Here is a 17063-nt window from a genome sequence, read left to right on the forward strand (position 1 = left end):
CGGCTCGATTTTTCCCTCTCCCGAGGATCACCCGATGCTGAGTTCGCTCCAGCCCCGTTCCCGGCCGCCGCTGCGCTGGTCGCACATGACCAAGAAGGCACGCTTCGCCCTGATCCTGGCGGCGGCGATGCTGGTCACCGTGGTGGTGTCGCTGGTGGTGCGCGCCGGCTTCCTCGGCGGGCGGACCGGGGAGCCGCTGGCGCTCGCCGTCGTCGGACCGCTGAGCGGACCGGATGCCGCACTGGGGCTGGCGCTGCGCAAGGGTGCGGCCCTGCGCGCCGACACCATCAACGCGGCCGGCGGCATCGGCGGACGGCCGGTGGAAATCAGGCCATTCGACGACGAGGGCGACAAGGGCAAGTCGCTGGAGATCGCCCGACGCATCGCCAACGATCCCGACATCGTCGCGGTGATCGGCCACACACCGGAGGCTACGGACAGCGCCACCGCCATCTATGCGCAGAGGAAGATCCCGCTGATCGCCCCGCGCCCGCTGGTCCGCCCGGCGGATGCAGCACCCAGCCCATGGCTGTTCAGCATCGCCTTCGACCGCACGCACGAGACCCGCTTCCTCGCCAACTATGTCCGCAATGTGGTGGGCGAACCGATGGTCGCCATCATTCGCGATGACAGCGAGCAGGCGGCCTCCCTGGCCGGTCAGTTCGATACCATCCTCCAGCGCTTCGGCACCAAGCTGGTCAACCAGTGGACCTACACCCCCGGACGCGGTGGAGCCGGCGCCCTGCCGGCGCTCGCCCAGGCGGTGAAGGAGAAGATGCCGACCGGCGCCATCGTCGTCATCGGGTCGGCGGTGGACAGCGCCCGCGTGGTGGTCGCGTTGCGCGATGCCGGCGTGCGCAACCTGATCGCCGGCGGTTCCGAAATGGCGACGGCGGCCTTCCGCACCGAAATCGTCGCCCAGACGCAGGGCAACCCCAAGGCGCTGACGCCGGAGGCCTACGGCCATAGCCTGCTGGTCGCGTCGCCCGTGCTGTTCGACACGGCGAGCGAGCGGGCGCAGCGCTTTTACGGCCAGTACGTCAAACGCTTCAACGCCGTGCCCGATTGGGCGGCGGCGCTGGGGGCGGACGGCGTCGACCTGATCGCCGGCGCCATCGCAGCCTCCCCCGCCAGCGCCGGCAAGCCGGGCGGCGACGCGCTGCGCCTCGCCATCGCCGGCCATGACCGGACCGAAAACGCCTTCCAGGCCAATGCCGGCGCCTGGACCTTCGATGCCCGCGGGCAGGCGACGCTGCCGGTGATGATGGCGACCTACAACGGCCTGAACCCGGTGGCGGCGCTGACCCAATTGCAGCCGATCCGCGAGGCCGGCGTCTCCAACTTCCTGGAGGAGGTGCAGCGGGGGCGGGCGCTCTACGTCAACGACCGCTTCATGTACAAGACGGACGTCATCTACACCGGCGTCCAACTGCACGAGATCCGCGACCTCAATCCCGATGCCAACGAAGCGACGCTGAACCTGACCATCTGGTTCCGCTACCGCGGCACGTTCAACCCGACCGACGTCGTCTTCACCAATGCGGTCAAGCCGGTGGAACTCGGCAAACCCTACCGCGAGGAGCGCGGCGAGGTCACCACCTACGTCGCCTACCGGATCGAGGGGCGCTTTGCACTCGACTTCTCCGACCAGCGGCCGCCTTACGGCAGCCATTCGGTCGGCGTCAGCTTCCGCCACCGGACCCAGAACCGCAATACCGTGATGTTCGTCTCCGACGTGCTGGGCATGTCGCTGGTGAACACCAACGATTTCGTGGAGAAGCTGAAGGCGATGGCGGCGGCGGAAACCGCCTCGGCCGCCGACCTCAGCCTCGCCGACCGCTTCCGCCGGGCGCTGGAGGGCGAAAGCGAAAGCTCCACTCTGCTCGACCAGTTGCGCGCCCGGCGGGTGCTCGCCCCCTCGCCCGGCTGGCGGCTGGCGCGCGCCTGGATTTCCCAGGACGTCACCAGCGTGAGCAGCGAGGGCGACCCCAACTATGTCGGCTTCGGCCGACCGCAGCCGGACTTCTCCCGCGTCGATTTCGGCGTGGTCGCGACGCCGGACGCCCCGGCGGCGCGCGACTTCATCCATCGCGACTTCTTCGTCTACATCGCCATCTTCAGCGCCGTTCTGGCGGTGTTCGCCGCCTTCATGGACCGACGCGACCGCGGCCAGTTCTGGAAGATCCAGACCCTGTTCATGCGTATCCTGTCCTGGCCGCTTCTGCTGATGTCGGCCGGCAACATCGCGCTGGATCAGGCGGTGGCGACGCTGCCGGCCAGCGGCATTGCCATGGTGGTGAACGGCGTCAACGTATTGTGGTGGATCGTGCCGGCGATCCTGGTCGACCGCACGCTGGAACGCTTCGTCTGGACCCCGCTGGAGATCCGCACCCAGCGCCGGATCCCGGCAATCGTCCGCCGCTTCTCCACCCTGATCGTCTTCGGCTTCGCCGGCTGCGGCATCATCGCCTTCGTGCTGAAGCAGCCGATCACCAGCCTGCTGGCCGCCTCCGGCCTCGTCGGCATGGTCGTCGGCCTCGCCATCCAGGCGAACATCGCCAACGTCTTCTCCGGCATCGTCCTCAACATCGAACGACCGTTCCAGATCGGCGACAGCATCCAGATCACCGACATCGTTCGCGGCGTCGTGGTGGACATGACATGGCGGACGGTGCGGGTGCGCAACGTCGCCGGCTTCATCGTCGCCATGCCCAACGCCAAGGTGTCGGAGGCCACCGTCGTCAATTTCAGCGCGGTCGAACGCGTCTCGATGAAGCTGGAATATTTCGCCGACGCGCGCCACGACCCTGGACGGATGGGCGGCCTGCTGACCGGTGCGCTGCGCGCCGCCGATCGGGTAATGCCCAGCGCGACCGGCGGCCTGCCTTTCGTCCGCTATGACGGCTTCCGTGCCGTCAACGGCCAGTGGCTGTGCAAATACAACCTGTTCTTCTGGGTCAAGGACCACGACGCCAGCTTCGCCGTGCCGGAACTGGTCTGGCGGTCCGTCTATCGCACGCTGGCCGACGCCGGCATCGACCCGACCCCGCCCGACCTGATGGAGGCGGGTGCTGCAATCGGCACCGCCACCGGCGCCGTCACGGCCATACCGGCATGAGCAGGAAATTTCCGATGACACGCCCCTTCTCCTGCCGCCGGCTCGCCGCGGCGACACTGCTGCCGGTCCTGCTTGTCGGGGCGGGCTGTGCCCCGCTCGGCGGCGAAAAATCCGCCGCAATCCTGGAGCGGGTGGCCGACGGCGACTATGACGTCGGCATCCGTTATCCGTCCAAGCGCACCCGCTACGTGATGATCGTCGAGGACGACGAGGAGTCCTTCGCCATCACCAACCGGCCGACGGCCGGCAGGGATACAGCCGGCGCTGCGGCAATTCCGGCGGAGGAACCGGCCGTACCCCAGCGGAACGACCGGGTGCTTGCCCCCTGCGCCGTATCCGCCGGCAACTGGTATCGCCACACGCCGGCCGGCTATGTCTGCGCCGGTCAGGCGGGGGCCGCATCCGCGGCGACGGGGGGCTGACCGTGAAGCGTCTGGCCCTGACGATCGCCCTGCTCCTTGCCAGCTGTGCCGCGGACAGGTCCGCTCGTCCCGACGTTGACGGCGGCGCGAGCGGCAACTCCGCCCCCATTCTGCGCATCGAGGCCGACCCCGACGCCAACAACCGCCATCCGGTGGCCGTCGACGTGGTACGGGTGGCCGACGGCGCGCTGGCGCGCCGGCTCGGTTCGCTCGACGCTGCAGGCTGGTTTCGCGATCGGGCCGCCCTGAACGGTGAGGCCGCCGGGCGGATCGCCATCGCGTCGTGGGAGATGGTGCCCGGCCAGAGCGTGATCCTGCGCAGCCTGCCGCCCTTCGTCGCGACTCCGTCCGCAACCATCGTCTTCGCCCGCTACGGCACGCCGGGCGTCCACCGCCAGTCGCTGGATGGCGCGAGCGCCCTGGACATCCGCCTGGGTCATGACGGCTTCACCGTGGCTCCGCTGCCGAAGGACACCGCACCGTGACCGTCCGGCCCGCCCCCTCCCCGGCCCCCTCGCCCGGTCACGCTCCGGCTGTCCCGCAGGAAGCGATGCGCGGAACCGGTCCGGGTGTCCTGACCCTGTTCCGCGCCTTCCACACCGACCTGCTGGCCGGCTGCGCTCAGGAGCAGGCCCCCGCCGGGTCGGTGGCCGAACGGCTGGTCGCGACGCTCCACGGCATGAGCGGCGCGGCGACCGCCCAGGGTCCCGCCGCCCACGGCATGGTGGTGAAGGCGGTCTTCGCGATGGCGATGCTGGCCGACCGGGCGTTGTCCCAGGTGAAGCCTGCCGATGCCGTCGTAGCCGGCCGCCTGTTCGGCGCGAACGCCACATTGCAAACCCTGTTCGTCCAGGCCGACGACCTGATCCGCCAGGGCACCAAGGCCGACCGCGGACTTGCCACCGTCTATCTTGCAACGCTGGCTCTGGGCTTCCCCGACGACGCCCAGGCGGCGGCGCGACGTTCCCCGCTGCACCGGATCGTCACCCGCAAGGAAGGTGGAACCGAGCCGACCCACGCCGGCCTTGCCAGCCCGCGCGCCTATGATCCGCCGGCGGGTGCCGTGCTCGGCACCTTCCGTCCGTCGGCACGGCGCTGGTGGATGGCGGCCGGCGGCGTGACGGCACTGTTCCTGCTGGTATCGCATCTGCTGTGGTCCACCGCGGTGAACGATCTCCAGCGTGACCTGCGCGGCGCCCGGTCTGCGGTCGAGGATATGGGGCTGTCATGGTCCTACTGATCCTGACGCTGGAGTTCCTGCTCTCCACCATCGGCTCGGCAATCGGCTGGGCCCTGTCCTTCGTCTTCGCCTTTCTGCCCTACGCGCTGGCGGCACTTCCAGCCTACATTCTCTTCCGGGCGGCCCGGACGGTCTGGCCCAAGCTGCGCGCCCGACTGCGCCGCGGCCGCAAGCCCGCCGCCAAGGCGCCTGCCCGCAAAAGGGCGGCGGCGCGCAAGGCCATGACTTCGTCGCCCCTGCATGTGAGAGCGGAAGCGCCGCCTCCGTCGAAAGCCGCCGCCGGCAAGCCTCCACTGGCCCGCATCTACGGAGAAGGCCTGGACATTCTGACCCGGCAGATGCGTGGTCCCCTGCGGCGCGGCGACATTCCCTGGTTCCTTGCCTTCGGCGTCGGCGGTCCGGCGCTGCTCGCCACCGACCCGACCCATGTCAACTGGCCGGAGGATGGCAGCGCCGGGGATGGCTGCTGGTGGTTCTGCGAAGGGGCGGCGATCCTGCATGCAGGAGCCGATTCGGCCGACGGCTCCAAGCTCGACGCCTCCTGGCCGTCGCTGGTCGCGGCGATGGCCAAGCGGCCGATGCGCCGGCCGCTGGACGGCATCCTGCTTATGGTCGGCGCCGACGAACTGTGCGCCGCCACCGAACGCGAGGTGCCGCGCAAGGCATTGGCCAAGCGGGCGGAGGCCCTGCGCGCCCGGCTGCGGGCGATCCGCGACGACCTCGGCATGGTCTGCCCGGTGCATGTGGTAGTGGTGCGCGCGGAGGCCCTCGACGGCTTCGCCGACCTCTGCGCCGCAGTTCCCGCCGCCCTGCTGGACAGCACGCTGGGGTGGACCAGCCAACAGGACTGGCTGCTGCCTTTCGAACCCGCCCGGGTGGGCGAGGCGTTCGACGCCATCCGGTCGGATCTGGCACTGCTGGAGGCGGACGCCCTTGCCGCCGGAACCGCCGGCATGCGCCTGCCACTGCTTGCCTCGTCCCTGGAAACGCTGCGGCACCCGTTGGCGCTGTTCCTCGATGGTGCGTTGGGAGGGGATGAGACCGCCGAACCCTTTCCGCTGCGCGGCATCGCCCTGACGGGTGCCTGTGCGACTGCGACGGGTGGTCGCCGCCCGGCCTTTGCCCGTGACCTGCTGCCCGGCCGGGCCTTCGCAGAACCCGGCTATGGCCGTCCGTCCGAGGCCGCGTTCCTGAAAGGCCACCGCCGGCGCCGGATCGCACAGGCCACGCTGGCCGCATCCGCCACGGTCCTGTCGCTCGCGGCGTGGCAGGGCTTCGCCACCGTCTCGGCCGGCAGCCCCGCCGTTGCGGCCCCGGTCTCCGATCTGCGGCGGGCGCTGCTGTCGCGCGACGCCGTTGCCGACGCTGCCTTGGTGACCCGCGTGATCGCCGCCACCGCCGCGATGGAGCGCGACCGGCTCGCCACGCCGCTGCTGCCAACCTCGCTGTTCAGCGGCTTCGACGAGGACAAGCGGCGGCTCGCCTCGGTCACACTGCGCCGCGCGGTGCTGCGGCCGATCCGCGACGCGCTGCTGCCCAGTTCCGCCCTGACCGACCTGCCTCCCGTCGCCAATCCCCGCAGAGTCGAGGAACTGCCGGCCTTCCGCCGGCTGGCTGCGCAGTTGGACCGCATCGGCGGCCGGCGCGACGCGCTGGAGCGTTACGACCGCTTCCGCCGCAACAGCGGGTTCGACGAACTGATCGCGCTGGCGGAAAGCGTCTATGGTGCCGTCCCCCGCCCGCCGGTGACGGCGACCGACGGTTTCATCACGCGTATCGCCGCCGGTGCCGATCTTCCCAACCTGGATGCCAGGACCATCGCGGTCGCCTTGCGGGCGGAGTCGGTGCAACTCGCCACTCCGCTCGCCGAGGAACTCTATACCCGCAACCCCTTGGGCCTTCGCGCGCAGGCGCTGGCCAAGCGTCTGCAGGATCTTCCCGAGGCGCCGACCGGAGAGGATGTCGCAGACGTCCGCCGGCTGGTCGATGCGGTCGCCGAGGCCGCCGGCTGGCCGATCGCCGCCGCGTTGCGGGACCCCGCGCGCGGGTTGCCGGATGCCGTGAAGCTGGCGCTTCAGAAGGCGGCGATCGCCGACCTGCCCGGCCGCGACACCACCGAGCGCATCACGGAAGCGCTGTCGACCGCCGCCACATCGACCCGTGCCGCCTTGCTGGCGCTCGACGCCGTGCCGGTCGGCCGCCTGCTCGCAAGCGGGGAGGCAGGAGCACTGACCTTGAACCCGGCCGTCGCCGCACTGCCAGCACAAATGGCCACAACCTTGGCCGGCAAAGCTCCGGACGAACCGGCGCCGGCCAAATCCGCCGCTCCCGAAAGCAAACCCGTGGAGCCCGTCTCGGCCGCACCGGCCGTCGAGCCCCGACCCGCACCGAAAGCTCAGGCGGTGGCTTCCCCCATGCCCGAACAACCAGTTGCCGCCGATCCGGCGCCTGCGTCGTACACAGCCCCGCCACCGGCCCGGCTGCCGCCACAACCGATGCCATTGCCCCCCTTGCCGACCCCGTCCGCCGGAGTTTCGGCCCCGGAGACGGGCGCGGCGGTGACGACGCTTGATGCAATCTTCGCCCAGTCCCTGGCGGGCCGCTTCCCCTTCGTCCGCCCTGACCTCGCCCGCGGCGCGCCCGATGCCGATCCCAAGGAGGTTCGCCGCTTCTTCGAGCAGCTTGACGAGAACCGGCCCGCAATCACGAGGACGGCGACGCCCGAACTCGCCGCTTTCCTGGAGAAGATGGAAGCGGCACGGCCGCTGCTCGACACGGTCGTACGCAATGCACCGGTAAGGGTCCGTTTCACCTACGGCACCAACCGGGCACAGGAGCTTGGGGCGGAGCATATCATCGATTGGTCGGTCCGTTCCGGGACCGGTGCGGTCGGCGCCTCCACCGGTTCCGAACCGTTGGTCTGGAAGGCCGGTCAGCCGCTGCAGATCAGCTTCCGCTGGGCCTCCGGTTCGCCCTACCGGCCGAAAAGCGCCATGGCGAGCGAGGCCGAGGCCGCCACGGGCGACACGCTGACCCTGGTGGAGCGCGGCCCATGGGCGCTGCTCCGCCTGTTGAGAAGCCGGTCGGCTCCCTCATCGGTCACCGGTGACGGCGTCCTGCTGCGCATCGCCTTGCCGACCCAGACCATCGGCGGCGAACCGGCACGCGACACGATCCTGTTCATGACCGCGTCGATTGCCGTCGGATCGCGCGCGTCCCTGTCGGCCAAGGCACTCGATCTGCCGTCCCGTTTCCCTTCCAGGTAGTGCAATGCAGTGATCACAAGAAAAACTGATGATGATTTTCGTCACAAGCCGCAACAAGACGATCCAATATCCTATAAAAACCCCGACACCCCTGATTGCGACTTAATACGATTTTAATTAATAAAAACGTATCAGTAAGTTAGCTAACGCCACTCTGACAGGATTAAAGCTCCTGCCAGAAACCGATCTAATTATGATTTGCTAATTTCTTCGCTGCCCCTGAGCAGCAAACGCCATTTGTTTGTCAATCGCTGCATCCGCAATTGACGATAGGCTGCTGCTTTCCCTCAGGAAGCTCGGCTCGGCGATGCGAAATGCATGGAAACGTGTGTTGCGCATCGGAATATCCACCTCCGATCAACATTCCCCGACCCGAGAAAGGCTTCGGATCATGGTAGACCGTAAGAAGCGTGCCCAGGACCTGATCAAGTATCACAGCTACGCCTCCGGCGCCTTCGGGCTGATCCCGGTGCCGGGCGCCGACGTCGCCGCCGTCAGCGCGGCACAGCTCAACCTGGTCCACAAGCTCGCCAAGCTGTACGAGGTCGAGTTCGCGCAGGAGCGGACCCGCGCCATCGTCGGCGCGCTGCTGGGCGGCGTCATGCCGGGGGCTCTCAGTTCCAGTGTCCTGGGCTCCGCCGTCAAGGCCGTTCCCTTCATCGGCACCGTGCTCGGCGCGGCGGTGATGCCGGCCCTGTCGCTGGCCGCCACCCAGGCGCTCGGCCGTGTCTTCGCCCAGCACTTCGAAACCGGCGGCACCCTGCTGGACTTCGATGTCGAAGCAATGCGCGAGTATTTCCGCAAGGAGTTCGAGACCGCCAAGGGTGAGGCCGCCGACGCTCCGGCCGCCGCACCGCAGATGGACGAGCAGCCGGTCCAGAAGGCCGGCTAAGGCCTGAACGACGGAACGTCGGGTAAAGAGGGAAGCATCGCCGTGTTCGAGCTGATCTATATCGGTCTCTGCCTGCTGGTCGGGTTCCTGGGGATCGGCCGCCGCGGCGGCTTCCTGCTTTATGCCTTTCTGGCGGTGGTTCTGACGCCGCCCGGCGCCCTCCTCGTCATGATCCTGCTGACCTCCCGTCGCAAGAAGCAGGCGAAGGCGTGACCGCCGTCATGACCCTCACCCATCTCACGGCACCGCCACGCCGGCCGCTGTTTCCGGCATTGCTGCTGAGCCTGCTGGTTCTGCTTGCCATGTCCTTTCCGGCAAACGCGGAATATTGGACAGTGGCGTCGGAAGACCATTTCCCGCCCTACAACTACTCCTTCAATGGCAATCGCACCGGCATCGACACCGAGATCGTCAACGCGCTGCTGAAGGAACTGAGCGTCACCCCGGTCCACCGCCCGCTGTCCTGGTCGGAGGTGGTGCAGTCGATGGACGAGAACACCGCCGACATCGGCTTCCAGTTCATTGCGTCGCCCGCCCGCTTCGCGCAATACAATATGATCGGGCCGTTCCGCACCGGCACCACGGTGTTCATGGTGCGCAAGGATTCGCCGATCACGTTCGACCGGCTGGAGGATCTCACCCCCTATCGGATCGGTGTGGTCGACGGCTTCTCCTACGCGCCCGATTTCGACGCCGCGACCTATCTGGACAAGCTCGCCTCCAGCAGCAACGTGGTCAATTTCCGCCGCCTCATCCTGGGCCGGGTCGATGTCATCATCGGCGATCTGCATGTGCTGAACCACATGGCCAAGCAGGACGGCCGGCTGAAGGACGTGCGCGTGCTGACCAAGCCCGTCGGCCTGATCCCCCGCTACATCGCGCTTCCGAAGGCACGTAAGGAAAAGGCGGAGCGACTGCAGGCCGCCTTCGTCAAGCTGCGCGACAACGGCACCATCGCCCGCATCCTCGACAACTGGCTGGCGGAGTGACCGGGCGATGGGCAAGCGCACTCCTCCCCCCAGCCGGCCGCCGTCCTATCTGCTGCCGCTGATCGGCCTCGCCGACCGCAGCATTCTGACCCGGCTGGTTCTCACCGGCTGCGTCGCCGCCACCGCCAACCTCATCAGCCTGATGAGCCTCAGCGCTGAACTGAGCGGCTGGATGCGCGGCGAGGTGCTGGATACTCCCTTCCTGGTCTTCTGCCTGTCGCTGCTGGTCGCCTATGCCTTCAGCAAGCGCTTCGTCGCCCTGACACTGACCACCGCCTTCAGCGCACTGGCCGGGGTGCGGCGGCGGTTCCTGCGCCATGTCACGCTGGGTGGCCATGCTGATGTTCTGGATCTGCAGGCCCGCCGATCCTTCGACATGGGCAACAACCACCTAGAACGCATCGCAGCGCTGCTGCCCAACCTGTCGATTGCCGCCAACATGATGCTGGTGGCGGCGGTCGCCTACCTCTTCCTGTGGACGCTGTCGACCGTGGGCGCCACGCTGCTCCTGGTCGCGGCGCTGCTGGTGGGCGGGTGGTACGTACGCGAGGCGCACCGAACCCGTGCCTTGCTGGGTGAGGCCAAGGAATCCGAAATCCGGATGCTCCAGGGCTTCTCCGAGATGGTCGGCGGCAACGCCGAGATCAAGCTGGGCAAGGCGCGCCGCGACGAAATCACCCAGGCGGTCGAGGCCGACGTCGCCCGCTGGGAAGAGCTGAAACGCCGCCACGGCCGCAATCTGGGCGAGCTGTTCTCCTGGATTGCGACCATCATCATCGGCTTCTCGGCGGTCTTCGTCTTCATCTTCCCGCGCATGGGCGCGATGTCGGCGTCCGAGTTGCCGCTGGTCACCTCGGTCATCCTGTTCCTGGCCCGTCCGCTGTCGAAGTTCCTCAACGCCGTTCCCGACTATGTGGCGGCGGAGGATGCGGCGGCACAGCTGACGGCGCTGCTCGCCACCATGCCGGCACTGGAATACGAGCCGTCGCGCACCGCCCGCGCCCCACGCCGTTTTTCCAGCATCGAGCTGCGCGGCGTCAGCTTCGCCTACCGCGCCGGGTTACGGCCGGAACCCTTCGTGATCGGTCCGGTCGACCTGACCATCCCGGCCGGCAGCGTGGTCGGCATCGTCGGCTCCAACGGGTCGGGGAAATCCACCCTGCTGCGCGTCATCCCGCTGCTGTTCCGTCCCGACGAGGGTCAGGTGCTGCTCGACGGGCAGCCGGTGGAGACCGACCGGCTGGAAGCCTACCGCGACCTGTTCTGCGCCGTGTTCCAGGACCACCACCTGTTCACCCGGCTGCCGCAGGGCCCCGGCTTCGACGCCGACCTGTTCCGCGAGATGCTGGCCTATCTGAAGATCGACCATCTGGTTCCGAACACAGGCGACGGGCTGCTGAACCGCGACCTGTCGAAGGGGCAGCGCCGGCGCGTCGCGCTGGCGGTCGCGGTGGCCGAAGGGCGGCCGGTCGTCATCCTCGATGAATGGACCTCCGATCAGGACGCCGAGTTCCGCACCCGCTTCACCAACGAGATCATCGGCAAGCTGCGGTCGCTCGGCCGCACCGTGATCTTCGTGTCGCACGACGGCGACGTGTCGTCGGTCTGCGACGTCACCATCCACATGAACAATGGCCGAATGACCAACGGTCGCATGGACATGCCGGCCGCCATGGTCGCGTCCACCGCCGCCATGGCTTGCTTGCAGGAGACCGCGTGACATGGCTGACCAGGCCTTCACCATCGACGACGCCGATGCGCTGCCGAAGCCGAAGTCGCGCCTGCGCGCGCTGCTGGCCCACTGGTACGACGAACACCGCCGGTCCCTGCTGTGCACGCTGCTGGTCGGGATCCTGATCTTCCTCTATTTCGCCCCGTCCATCGTCGTCTTCATCCCCGCCGGCCATGGCGGCGTGCTGTGGAAGCGCTTCCACCAGGGCACCCAGATGGCGCCGGCCCTGCCCGAGGGCGTGCATGTCATCTTCCCCTGGGACAAGATCGAGATCTATGACCTGCGCCTGCAGGAGGACACGCGCTCCTATTCCGCCATCGCCAACGACGGCCTGAACGTCAGCATCGAGATCACGGTGCGCTACCGCCCCTATGCGGAGATGCTGGCCGCCCTGCACAAGAATGTCGGTCCGCGCTATCTGGAAGTGCTGCTGGTGCCGGAGGTCGGCTCCGTCTCGCGCGAGATCGTGTCGCGCTTCAAGGCGGACGAGCTGTATGCCCATCGCCGCCTGCGGGTGCAGACCGAAACCTACGAGCAGGTCGCCGACCGCGTGATGTACGCCCAGCTGATCGGTGCGGAGAACGTGCCGAAGCCGGACGGGCGGACCAAGACCGGCTACCTGCTGATCCAAGACATCCTGATCCGCAACGTCACCCTGCCCGACGCGATCATGGCGTCGATCGAACGCAAGATCCAGCAGGACCAGGCGGCGCAGGAATACCAGTTCCGCTTGCAGCGCGAGTTGTTCGAAAGCCAGCGCAAGCAGTTGGAAGGCCAAGGCATCCGTGCCTTCCAGGAGACCGTGCAGGCCAACCTGACCGAGAACTACCTGCGCTGGCGCGGCATCGAGGCGACGCTGGAGCTGGCCCATTCGCCCAACGCCAAGATCGTCGTGATCGGCAACGCCGCCAGCGGCGGGCTTCCGCTGATCCTCGATGCCGCCTCCGGCCAGAACGCCACCCCCTTGCCCGGCACGCCCGCCACGACGCCGGGCGCACCGCCCGCCGGTCCGAACGCTAAGCTGACCTCGGTGCCCACCAGCACCGCCGTGCCGCCGGTCTCGCAGCTGCCGTCCCTGAGCGGCGAAGGATCGCCGGGTCAAACCCCGATCGGTCAGATGCCCAGCCTGAACACCGGCGGCGAGTCCGCGCCTGCGGCGGCACCCGCACCCGCCACCAAGCCCGAACCGGCGAAGGAGGGAGCCAAGGACGGCTCGAAGACCGCAGCCTCGGCGCCGATCCTGTCGAAGGTGTCGCCGTCCAAGCTGCTCGACATGATCCAGTCGAAGTGAGGCGGCGATGGATCTCTGGCGCATCCTGAGACGCGACGCTCTGCGCAACCTCCAGCCGCTGATGCTGCTGGCGGTGCTGGCGGCGGCGCTCAACCTCGCCTTGCTGACCTCGTTGAACGACGCGCTCCTGGTGCTGGACGATCCGGAAGGCTTGCAGCGGCTGCTGATCGTCTTCCTGCTGTCGGCCTTCCTGTGGCGGATCGCCCAGGGCTGGATGATGAACGCGGCGTCCAAGCGCATGCAGGCCGCCCTTGCTGTCCTGCGCGTTGACCTGCTGCGGCGGGCGGTGGCCGCAGACCTGCCGGACGCGATGGCGGTCGGTCCCTCCCGGCTCGCCCAGGTGACCGGACCGGAGCTGCAACTGCTGGCGCAGGCGGTGCCGACCCTGGTCATCAGCTTCCAGTCGGTTGCCGCCATCGTGCTGTGCCTGCTCTACCTCGCCACCCTGTCGGGTGCGGCGGTGCTGATCGTGCTCTGCTTCCTGGTCGTCGGCGGCATCCTGATCGGTCGGTCCGTCATCCGGCTGGAACTGATGTCGGAGACGATCCACGAGGCGGAAGGAGCGCTGTCGGAACGGTCGGACCACATCCTGCAGACCCTGCGCGAATGCAAGCTGAACCGCCGCCGCGCCGCCAATGCGCTGGCCGATGCGACCGCCTGCGCCGAAAACCTGCGCAAGGAACGCCATCGCTTCGGGGCGGAGTACAGCCACTATTTCACCATCAGCGAGCTGACCTATTACGCGGCATTGGCCGGGATCATCTTCCTGCTGCCGGCGGTGACCGACACCGACATCGCGACCGTCATTCTGGCCGGCCATGCCGCCGCCTTCATCGCCTATCCTGTCATCACCATCGTCGCCTCCTACCCGTCCTATATCGCCGCCGAGACCGCCGCCCGCTCCTACCTCGCGGTTGAGGCGGAGCTGAAGGCGGCACCGCAGGCGGTGGCTACGGGCCGCGGCAGCGGATCGGAGGACGGCTTCGCCACAATCGCGCTGGAGGGCGCCACCTTCCGCCATGCCGGCCGCGACGGCACGGGGTCCTTCACCGTCGGTCCGGTGGACATGACGATCAAGCGCGGCAGCGTCGTCTTCATCACCGGCCACAATGGTGCCGGCAAGAGCACGCTGATCCACATGCTGCTCGGCCTCTATCCCATCCAGCGCGGCAGCCTGACGGTCGACGGGGTGCCGGTGGGGCCGGACGGCCTTGCCGCCCACCGCGACCGCTTCGCCGTGGTCTTCTCGGACAATCATGTGACCCGCCAGCTTTATGGTGCGGCGACGCTCGACGACGGTTATGCAGAGGAGCTTCTCGACCTGCTGGAAATGTCGGACAAGGTCGCGGTCGACGGCCGCGCCTTCACCACCGTCGATCTGTCGCAGGGCCAGAAGAAGCGCCTCGCCCTGATCGCCGCGCTGCTGGAGCGCAAGCCGGTGCTGGTGCTGGACGAATGGGCGGCCGACCAGTCTCCCTATTTCCGGCGCAAGTTCTACCGCGAGATCATTCCCTGGCTGAAGGCGCGCGGCATCACCGTGATCGCGGTGACCCACGACGACGCCTACTTCGACGCGGCCGATGTCCAGCTCCAGGTCGACCGCGGCGGCATCCGCCGGCTCATCACTACGGTTCCCCCGGGCGGCATTCCTGCCCCCGACCTGCTTCCCGCCTCTTCCTGAGACGGGTTCCCGTCCTCCCTTCGTTCTCCCCCTGCCCCCATCCCTTCAGACGCGAGACAGAGGCACACCATGATCCTTCTCACCGGCGGCACCGGCTTCCTCGGCGGCTCCTTCTACCTCGACGCCGTGCGGAACGGGTCCGCGGCGGACTGCCTTCTGCTGATCCGCGGCGCCGACGAAGCCGCCTGCCGCGCCCGGCTCGCCGCCAACCTTGCGCGCTGCGTCGACCGCGCCACGGCCGAGGCCTATGCCGGCCTGTGCCAGATTCTGCCGGGCGACCTGCAATCGCTGGCGACCAGCGCCGACCCGCGGCTGGACGCGGTGACCCACATCGTCCACGTCGCCGCCGACACCTCCTTCGACAGCCGCCATTCGGTCTGGCAGATCAACGTCGACGGCACCCTGGCGCTCGCCGCCCGTGCCCGCCGGATGAAGCATCTCCAGCGTTTCCTGCACATCGGCACCGCTTTCTGCTGCGGCGAGACGCCGTGGCTGGAGATGGTGGAGGAGGCTCCGGCCCCCGGCCACGACACCCCGCACATCGTCGAATACACCCGCAGCAAGGCGGCGGCCGAGCGTGCCCTGGCGGCCGGCTTCCCCGACCTGCCGATCGTCGTCTGCCGCCCGTCGATCGTCGTCGGCCACACCCAATTGGGCGTCCGCCCCAGCGCCAGCATCTTCTGGTTCTTCCGTCTGGTCGACCGCACCGGCATCCTGCCCTGCTCGCCCGACGGCTTCATCGACATCGTGCCGGTGGACTGGGCTTCGGCCCGTCTGCACGACCTGCTGCGCAAGCCCGACCTGAAGCACAATCTCTACCATATCTCCGCCGGCATCGGCAGCCGGACCACCTGGGTCGATTTCGAAGAGGCCTTCACCAGCCACGGCCATGAGGGCACCCGCCCCTACAGCTTCTTCGACCCGAAGGGTCCGGAGGGGTGGAAGCCCTTCGACCGCGCCTATCGCCTCGCCTTCCCGCAGCGCGACATCCTGCACCGGACGATGGCAGCCGGCGGACGCAAGTACCACCGCTTCACCGCCCAGGACATCGCCTTCGACAACAGCCGCCTGCTGGCCGAAGGCTTCGCCCCGCCGCCCCGCTTCGCCGATTACATCGGCGTCTGCCTGCAGCAGCCGCGCACGACCATCGAGGAGCAGTTCGTCGACGACGCCGCCAGCTTCGAGTTCGACGAATCGCTGGCTTCCGCCGCCACCGCCGCCGCCTGACGCACCACCCAGCCTGCCGGAACAGGGACTCCATGCCGCTCCTCATCCCCACCCGCCTCGCGGCCAGCCCGATCCACGGGCTGGGTCTCTTCGCCGAGGAGCCGGTCGCGGCCGGCACGCCGGTGTGGCGGTTCGATGCCCGCATCGACCGCCTCTTCGCCTCCGACGACGCCCTGCTGGACGAGTTCCCGCAGGTCGCCCGGCTGGCCGATTTCCACGGCTGCGTGATCGACGGGGTCGGCGTCCTGCTGCCGGGGGACGACGCCCGCTTCCTCAACCATGACGACGAACCGGCCATCGGACGGGCCGACCCCGGCGACTGGCGGATGTTCGTCGCCCGTCGTGCCATCGCTGCGGGGGAGGAGATCACCTGCAACTACGAGGACATCTGCGCCGATGTCCGCGACGCCGGTGCCGCCAGCTACCTGTCCGGAGGGGCGGCATGACGCCACGCCCGTCCCATCACCCTCTGCGGACCAGCATCGTCGAACCCGCCGCCCTGACGGCCGAACGGCGGGCGGTGATGTTCGCCCTGCTCAGCGTCTGGTTCGAAGGGTACGGCGAGGATTACTTCAACGAGGAACTGGGCGACCTCGACCACTGCGTTCTTCAGGAGGATCCGGACACCGGCGAACTGGTCGGCTTCGCCACCGTCTATCGCCAGGAGGTCGACATCGCCGGCACCGCCGTCGGTGCTTTCCACACCGCCCACTGCATCCTGGAACGCCGCTTCTGGGGGTCGAACGGACTGGTGCGCGCCATGGTTTCCGAAATGGTCGACCGGGCGCGTGCCGACCGGTCGGGGCGGCTCTGGTACTGGAGTTACAGCGCCGTCGGCTATCGCTCCTACCGCTACATGCCGATGCTGTTCATCCGCCACTCACCCAATGCCGACCAGACGCTCGACGGGCTGGATCGGGCGTTGCGCGACCATATCGGCCGCGAGTGCTTCTCCCAGTACTACGACGCCGATACCGGAACGGTGGACTGGAAGTGGCAGGGCTACGGCCTGACGGAGGAGGCCCGCGCCATCAGCGAGGCCAAGCTCGACAGCCCGGCGGTCGCCCAGTTCCGCCGCCTCAACCCGCGCTGGGCCGACAGCGTCGAGATCCTCTGCCTCGCCCGCCTGACCGACGACAACCTCACCCCGTTCGGCCGCCGCTGGTTCCCCGCCACCCAGGTTGCCTGACCCCAGATAGCCCGAC

At 68.3% G+C, this 17063-nt stretch carries 14 protein-coding genes; all 14 read left to right on the forward strand.

The genetic code is table 11. The annotated features are described in order from the left end of the window. The first annotated feature begins 34 nt into the window (after positions 1 to 34). The 14 genes from FZ938_RS16440 to FZ938_RS16500 all read left to right on the forward strand — a co-directional run bounded on the left by FZ938_RS16440 (position 35) and on the right by FZ938_RS16500 (position 17047). On the forward strand, positions 35 to 3118 hold the full coding sequence (locus tag FZ938_RS16440) for an ABC transporter substrate-binding protein (RefSeq protein WP_149199559.1): 3084 nt from the start codon (positions 35 to 37) through the stop codon (positions 3116 to 3118). A 14-nt stretch (positions 3119 to 3132) separates the two neighbouring features. Next, positions 3133 to 3540 (forward strand): hypothetical protein, encoded by a 408-nt coding sequence (locus FZ938_RS16445; RefSeq protein ID WP_149199560.1) that lies wholly within the window; start codon positions 3133 to 3135, stop codon positions 3538 to 3540. 2 nt (positions 3541 to 3542) lie between these two features. Beyond that, positions 3543 to 4025, forward strand: a complete 483-nt coding sequence (locus tag FZ938_RS16450) for a hypothetical protein (protein WP_149199561.1) — start codon at positions 3543 to 3545, stop codon at positions 4023 to 4025. Continuing rightward, positions 4022 to 4780, forward strand: a complete 759-nt coding sequence (locus tag FZ938_RS16455) for a hypothetical protein (RefSeq protein ID WP_174757483.1) — start codon at positions 4022 to 4024, stop codon at positions 4778 to 4780. Before FZ938_RS16450 ends, FZ938_RS16455 begins: the two co-directional genes overlap by 4 nt. Next, positions 4768 to 8046, forward strand: a complete 3279-nt coding sequence (locus FZ938_RS16460; RefSeq protein WP_246458125.1) for a type VI secretion protein IcmF/TssM N-terminal domain-containing protein — start codon at positions 4768 to 4770, stop codon at positions 8044 to 8046. Before FZ938_RS16455 ends, FZ938_RS16460 begins: the two co-directional genes overlap by 13 nt. Before the next feature lie 391 nt (positions 8047 to 8437). Further along, positions 8438 to 8938 carry a YcjF family protein gene (locus tag FZ938_RS16465; RefSeq protein ID WP_149199563.1) on the forward strand — a complete coding sequence of 167 codons (501 nt, stop codon included), beginning with the start codon at positions 8438 to 8440 and terminating at the stop codon, positions 8936 to 8938. A gap of 42 nt (positions 8939 to 8980) precedes the next feature. After that, positions 8981 to 9151, forward strand: a complete 171-nt coding sequence (locus FZ938_RS30590) for a hypothetical protein (protein WP_169054901.1) — start codon at positions 8981 to 8983, stop codon at positions 9149 to 9151. After that, positions 9148 to 9927 (forward strand): substrate-binding periplasmic protein, encoded by a 780-nt coding sequence (locus FZ938_RS16470; protein ID WP_246458127.1) that lies wholly within the window; start codon positions 9148 to 9150, stop codon positions 9925 to 9927. The genes FZ938_RS30590 and FZ938_RS16470 overlap by 4 nt, the downstream gene beginning before the upstream one ends. A gap of 7 nt (positions 9928 to 9934) precedes the next feature. Further along, positions 9935 to 11647 carry an ATP-binding cassette domain-containing protein gene (locus tag FZ938_RS16475; protein ID WP_149199564.1) on the forward strand — a complete coding sequence of 571 codons (1713 nt, stop codon included), beginning with the start codon at positions 9935 to 9937 and terminating at the stop codon, positions 11645 to 11647. A gap of 1 nt (position 11648) precedes the next feature. Beyond that, on the forward strand, positions 11649 to 12950 hold the full coding sequence (locus FZ938_RS16480; protein ID WP_149199565.1) for an SPFH domain-containing protein: 1302 nt from the start codon (positions 11649 to 11651) through the stop codon (positions 12948 to 12950). Between the two features lie 7 nt (positions 12951 to 12957). Next, a complete protein-coding gene (locus FZ938_RS16485; RefSeq protein ID WP_149199566.1) occupies positions 12958 to 14631 on the forward strand; it encodes an ATP-binding cassette domain-containing protein in 1674 nt (557 codons plus the stop codon). Positions 14632 to 14700: 69 nt separating this feature from the next. Continuing rightward, positions 14701 to 15858 carry an SDR family oxidoreductase gene (locus tag FZ938_RS16490; RefSeq protein WP_149199567.1) on the forward strand — a complete coding sequence of 386 codons (1158 nt, stop codon included), beginning with the start codon at positions 14701 to 14703 and terminating at the stop codon, positions 15856 to 15858. 32 nt (positions 15859 to 15890) lie between these two features. After that, complete coding sequence (locus FZ938_RS16495) at positions 15891 to 16304, forward strand: SET domain-containing protein (RefSeq protein ID WP_149199568.1); 414 nt, start codon at positions 15891 to 15893, stop codon at positions 16302 to 16304. Further along, entirely contained in the window at positions 16301 to 17047 is a 747-nt protein-coding gene (locus tag FZ938_RS16500; RefSeq protein WP_174757484.1) for a hypothetical protein, read from the forward strand. The genes FZ938_RS16495 and FZ938_RS16500 overlap by 4 nt, the downstream gene beginning before the upstream one ends. The last annotated feature ends 16 nt before the right edge of the window (positions 17048 to 17063 follow it).

It is taken from the genome of Azospirillum oryzae (assembly GCF_008364795.1).
Taxonomy (GTDB): Bacteria; Pseudomonadota; Alphaproteobacteria; order Azospirillales; family Azospirillaceae; genus Azospirillum; species Azospirillum oryzae.

Excerpts from the sequence above, each read along its gene's own strand:
- FZ938_RS16495 (WP_149199568.1), top strand. The coding sequence starts at position 15,891 with ATGCCGCTCCTCATCCCCACCCGCCTCGCGGCCAGCCCGATCCACGGG.
- FZ938_RS16490 (WP_149199567.1), top strand. The coding sequence starts at position 14,701 with ATGATCCTTCTCACCGGCGGCACCGGCTTCCTCGGCGGCTCCTTCTAC.
- FZ938_RS16445 (WP_149199560.1), top strand. The coding sequence starts at position 3,133 with ATGACACGCCCCTTCTCCTGCCGCCGGCTCGCCGCGGCGACACTGCTG.
- FZ938_RS16500 (WP_174757484.1), top strand. The coding sequence starts at position 16,301 with ATGACGCCACGCCCGTCCCATCACCCTCTGCGGACCAGCATCGTCGAA.
- FZ938_RS16475 (WP_149199564.1), top strand. The coding sequence starts at position 9,935 with ATGGGCAAGCGCACTCCTCCCCCCAGCCGGCCGCCGTCCTATCTGCTG.
- FZ938_RS16460 (WP_246458125.1), top strand. The coding sequence starts at position 4,768 with ATGGTCCTACTGATCCTGACGCTGGAGTTCCTGCTCTCCACCATCGGC.
- FZ938_RS16465 (WP_149199563.1), top strand. The coding sequence starts at position 8,438 with ATGGTAGACCGTAAGAAGCGTGCCCAGGACCTGATCAAGTATCACAGC.
- FZ938_RS16480 (WP_149199565.1), top strand. The coding sequence starts at position 11,649 with ATGGCTGACCAGGCCTTCACCATCGACGACGCCGATGCGCTGCCGAAG.
- FZ938_RS16440 (WP_149199559.1), top strand. The coding sequence starts at position 35 with ATGCTGAGTTCGCTCCAGCCCCGTTCCCGGCCGCCGCTGCGCTGGTCG.
- FZ938_RS16485 (WP_149199566.1), top strand. The coding sequence starts at position 12,958 with ATGGATCTCTGGCGCATCCTGAGACGCGACGCTCTGCGCAACCTCCAG.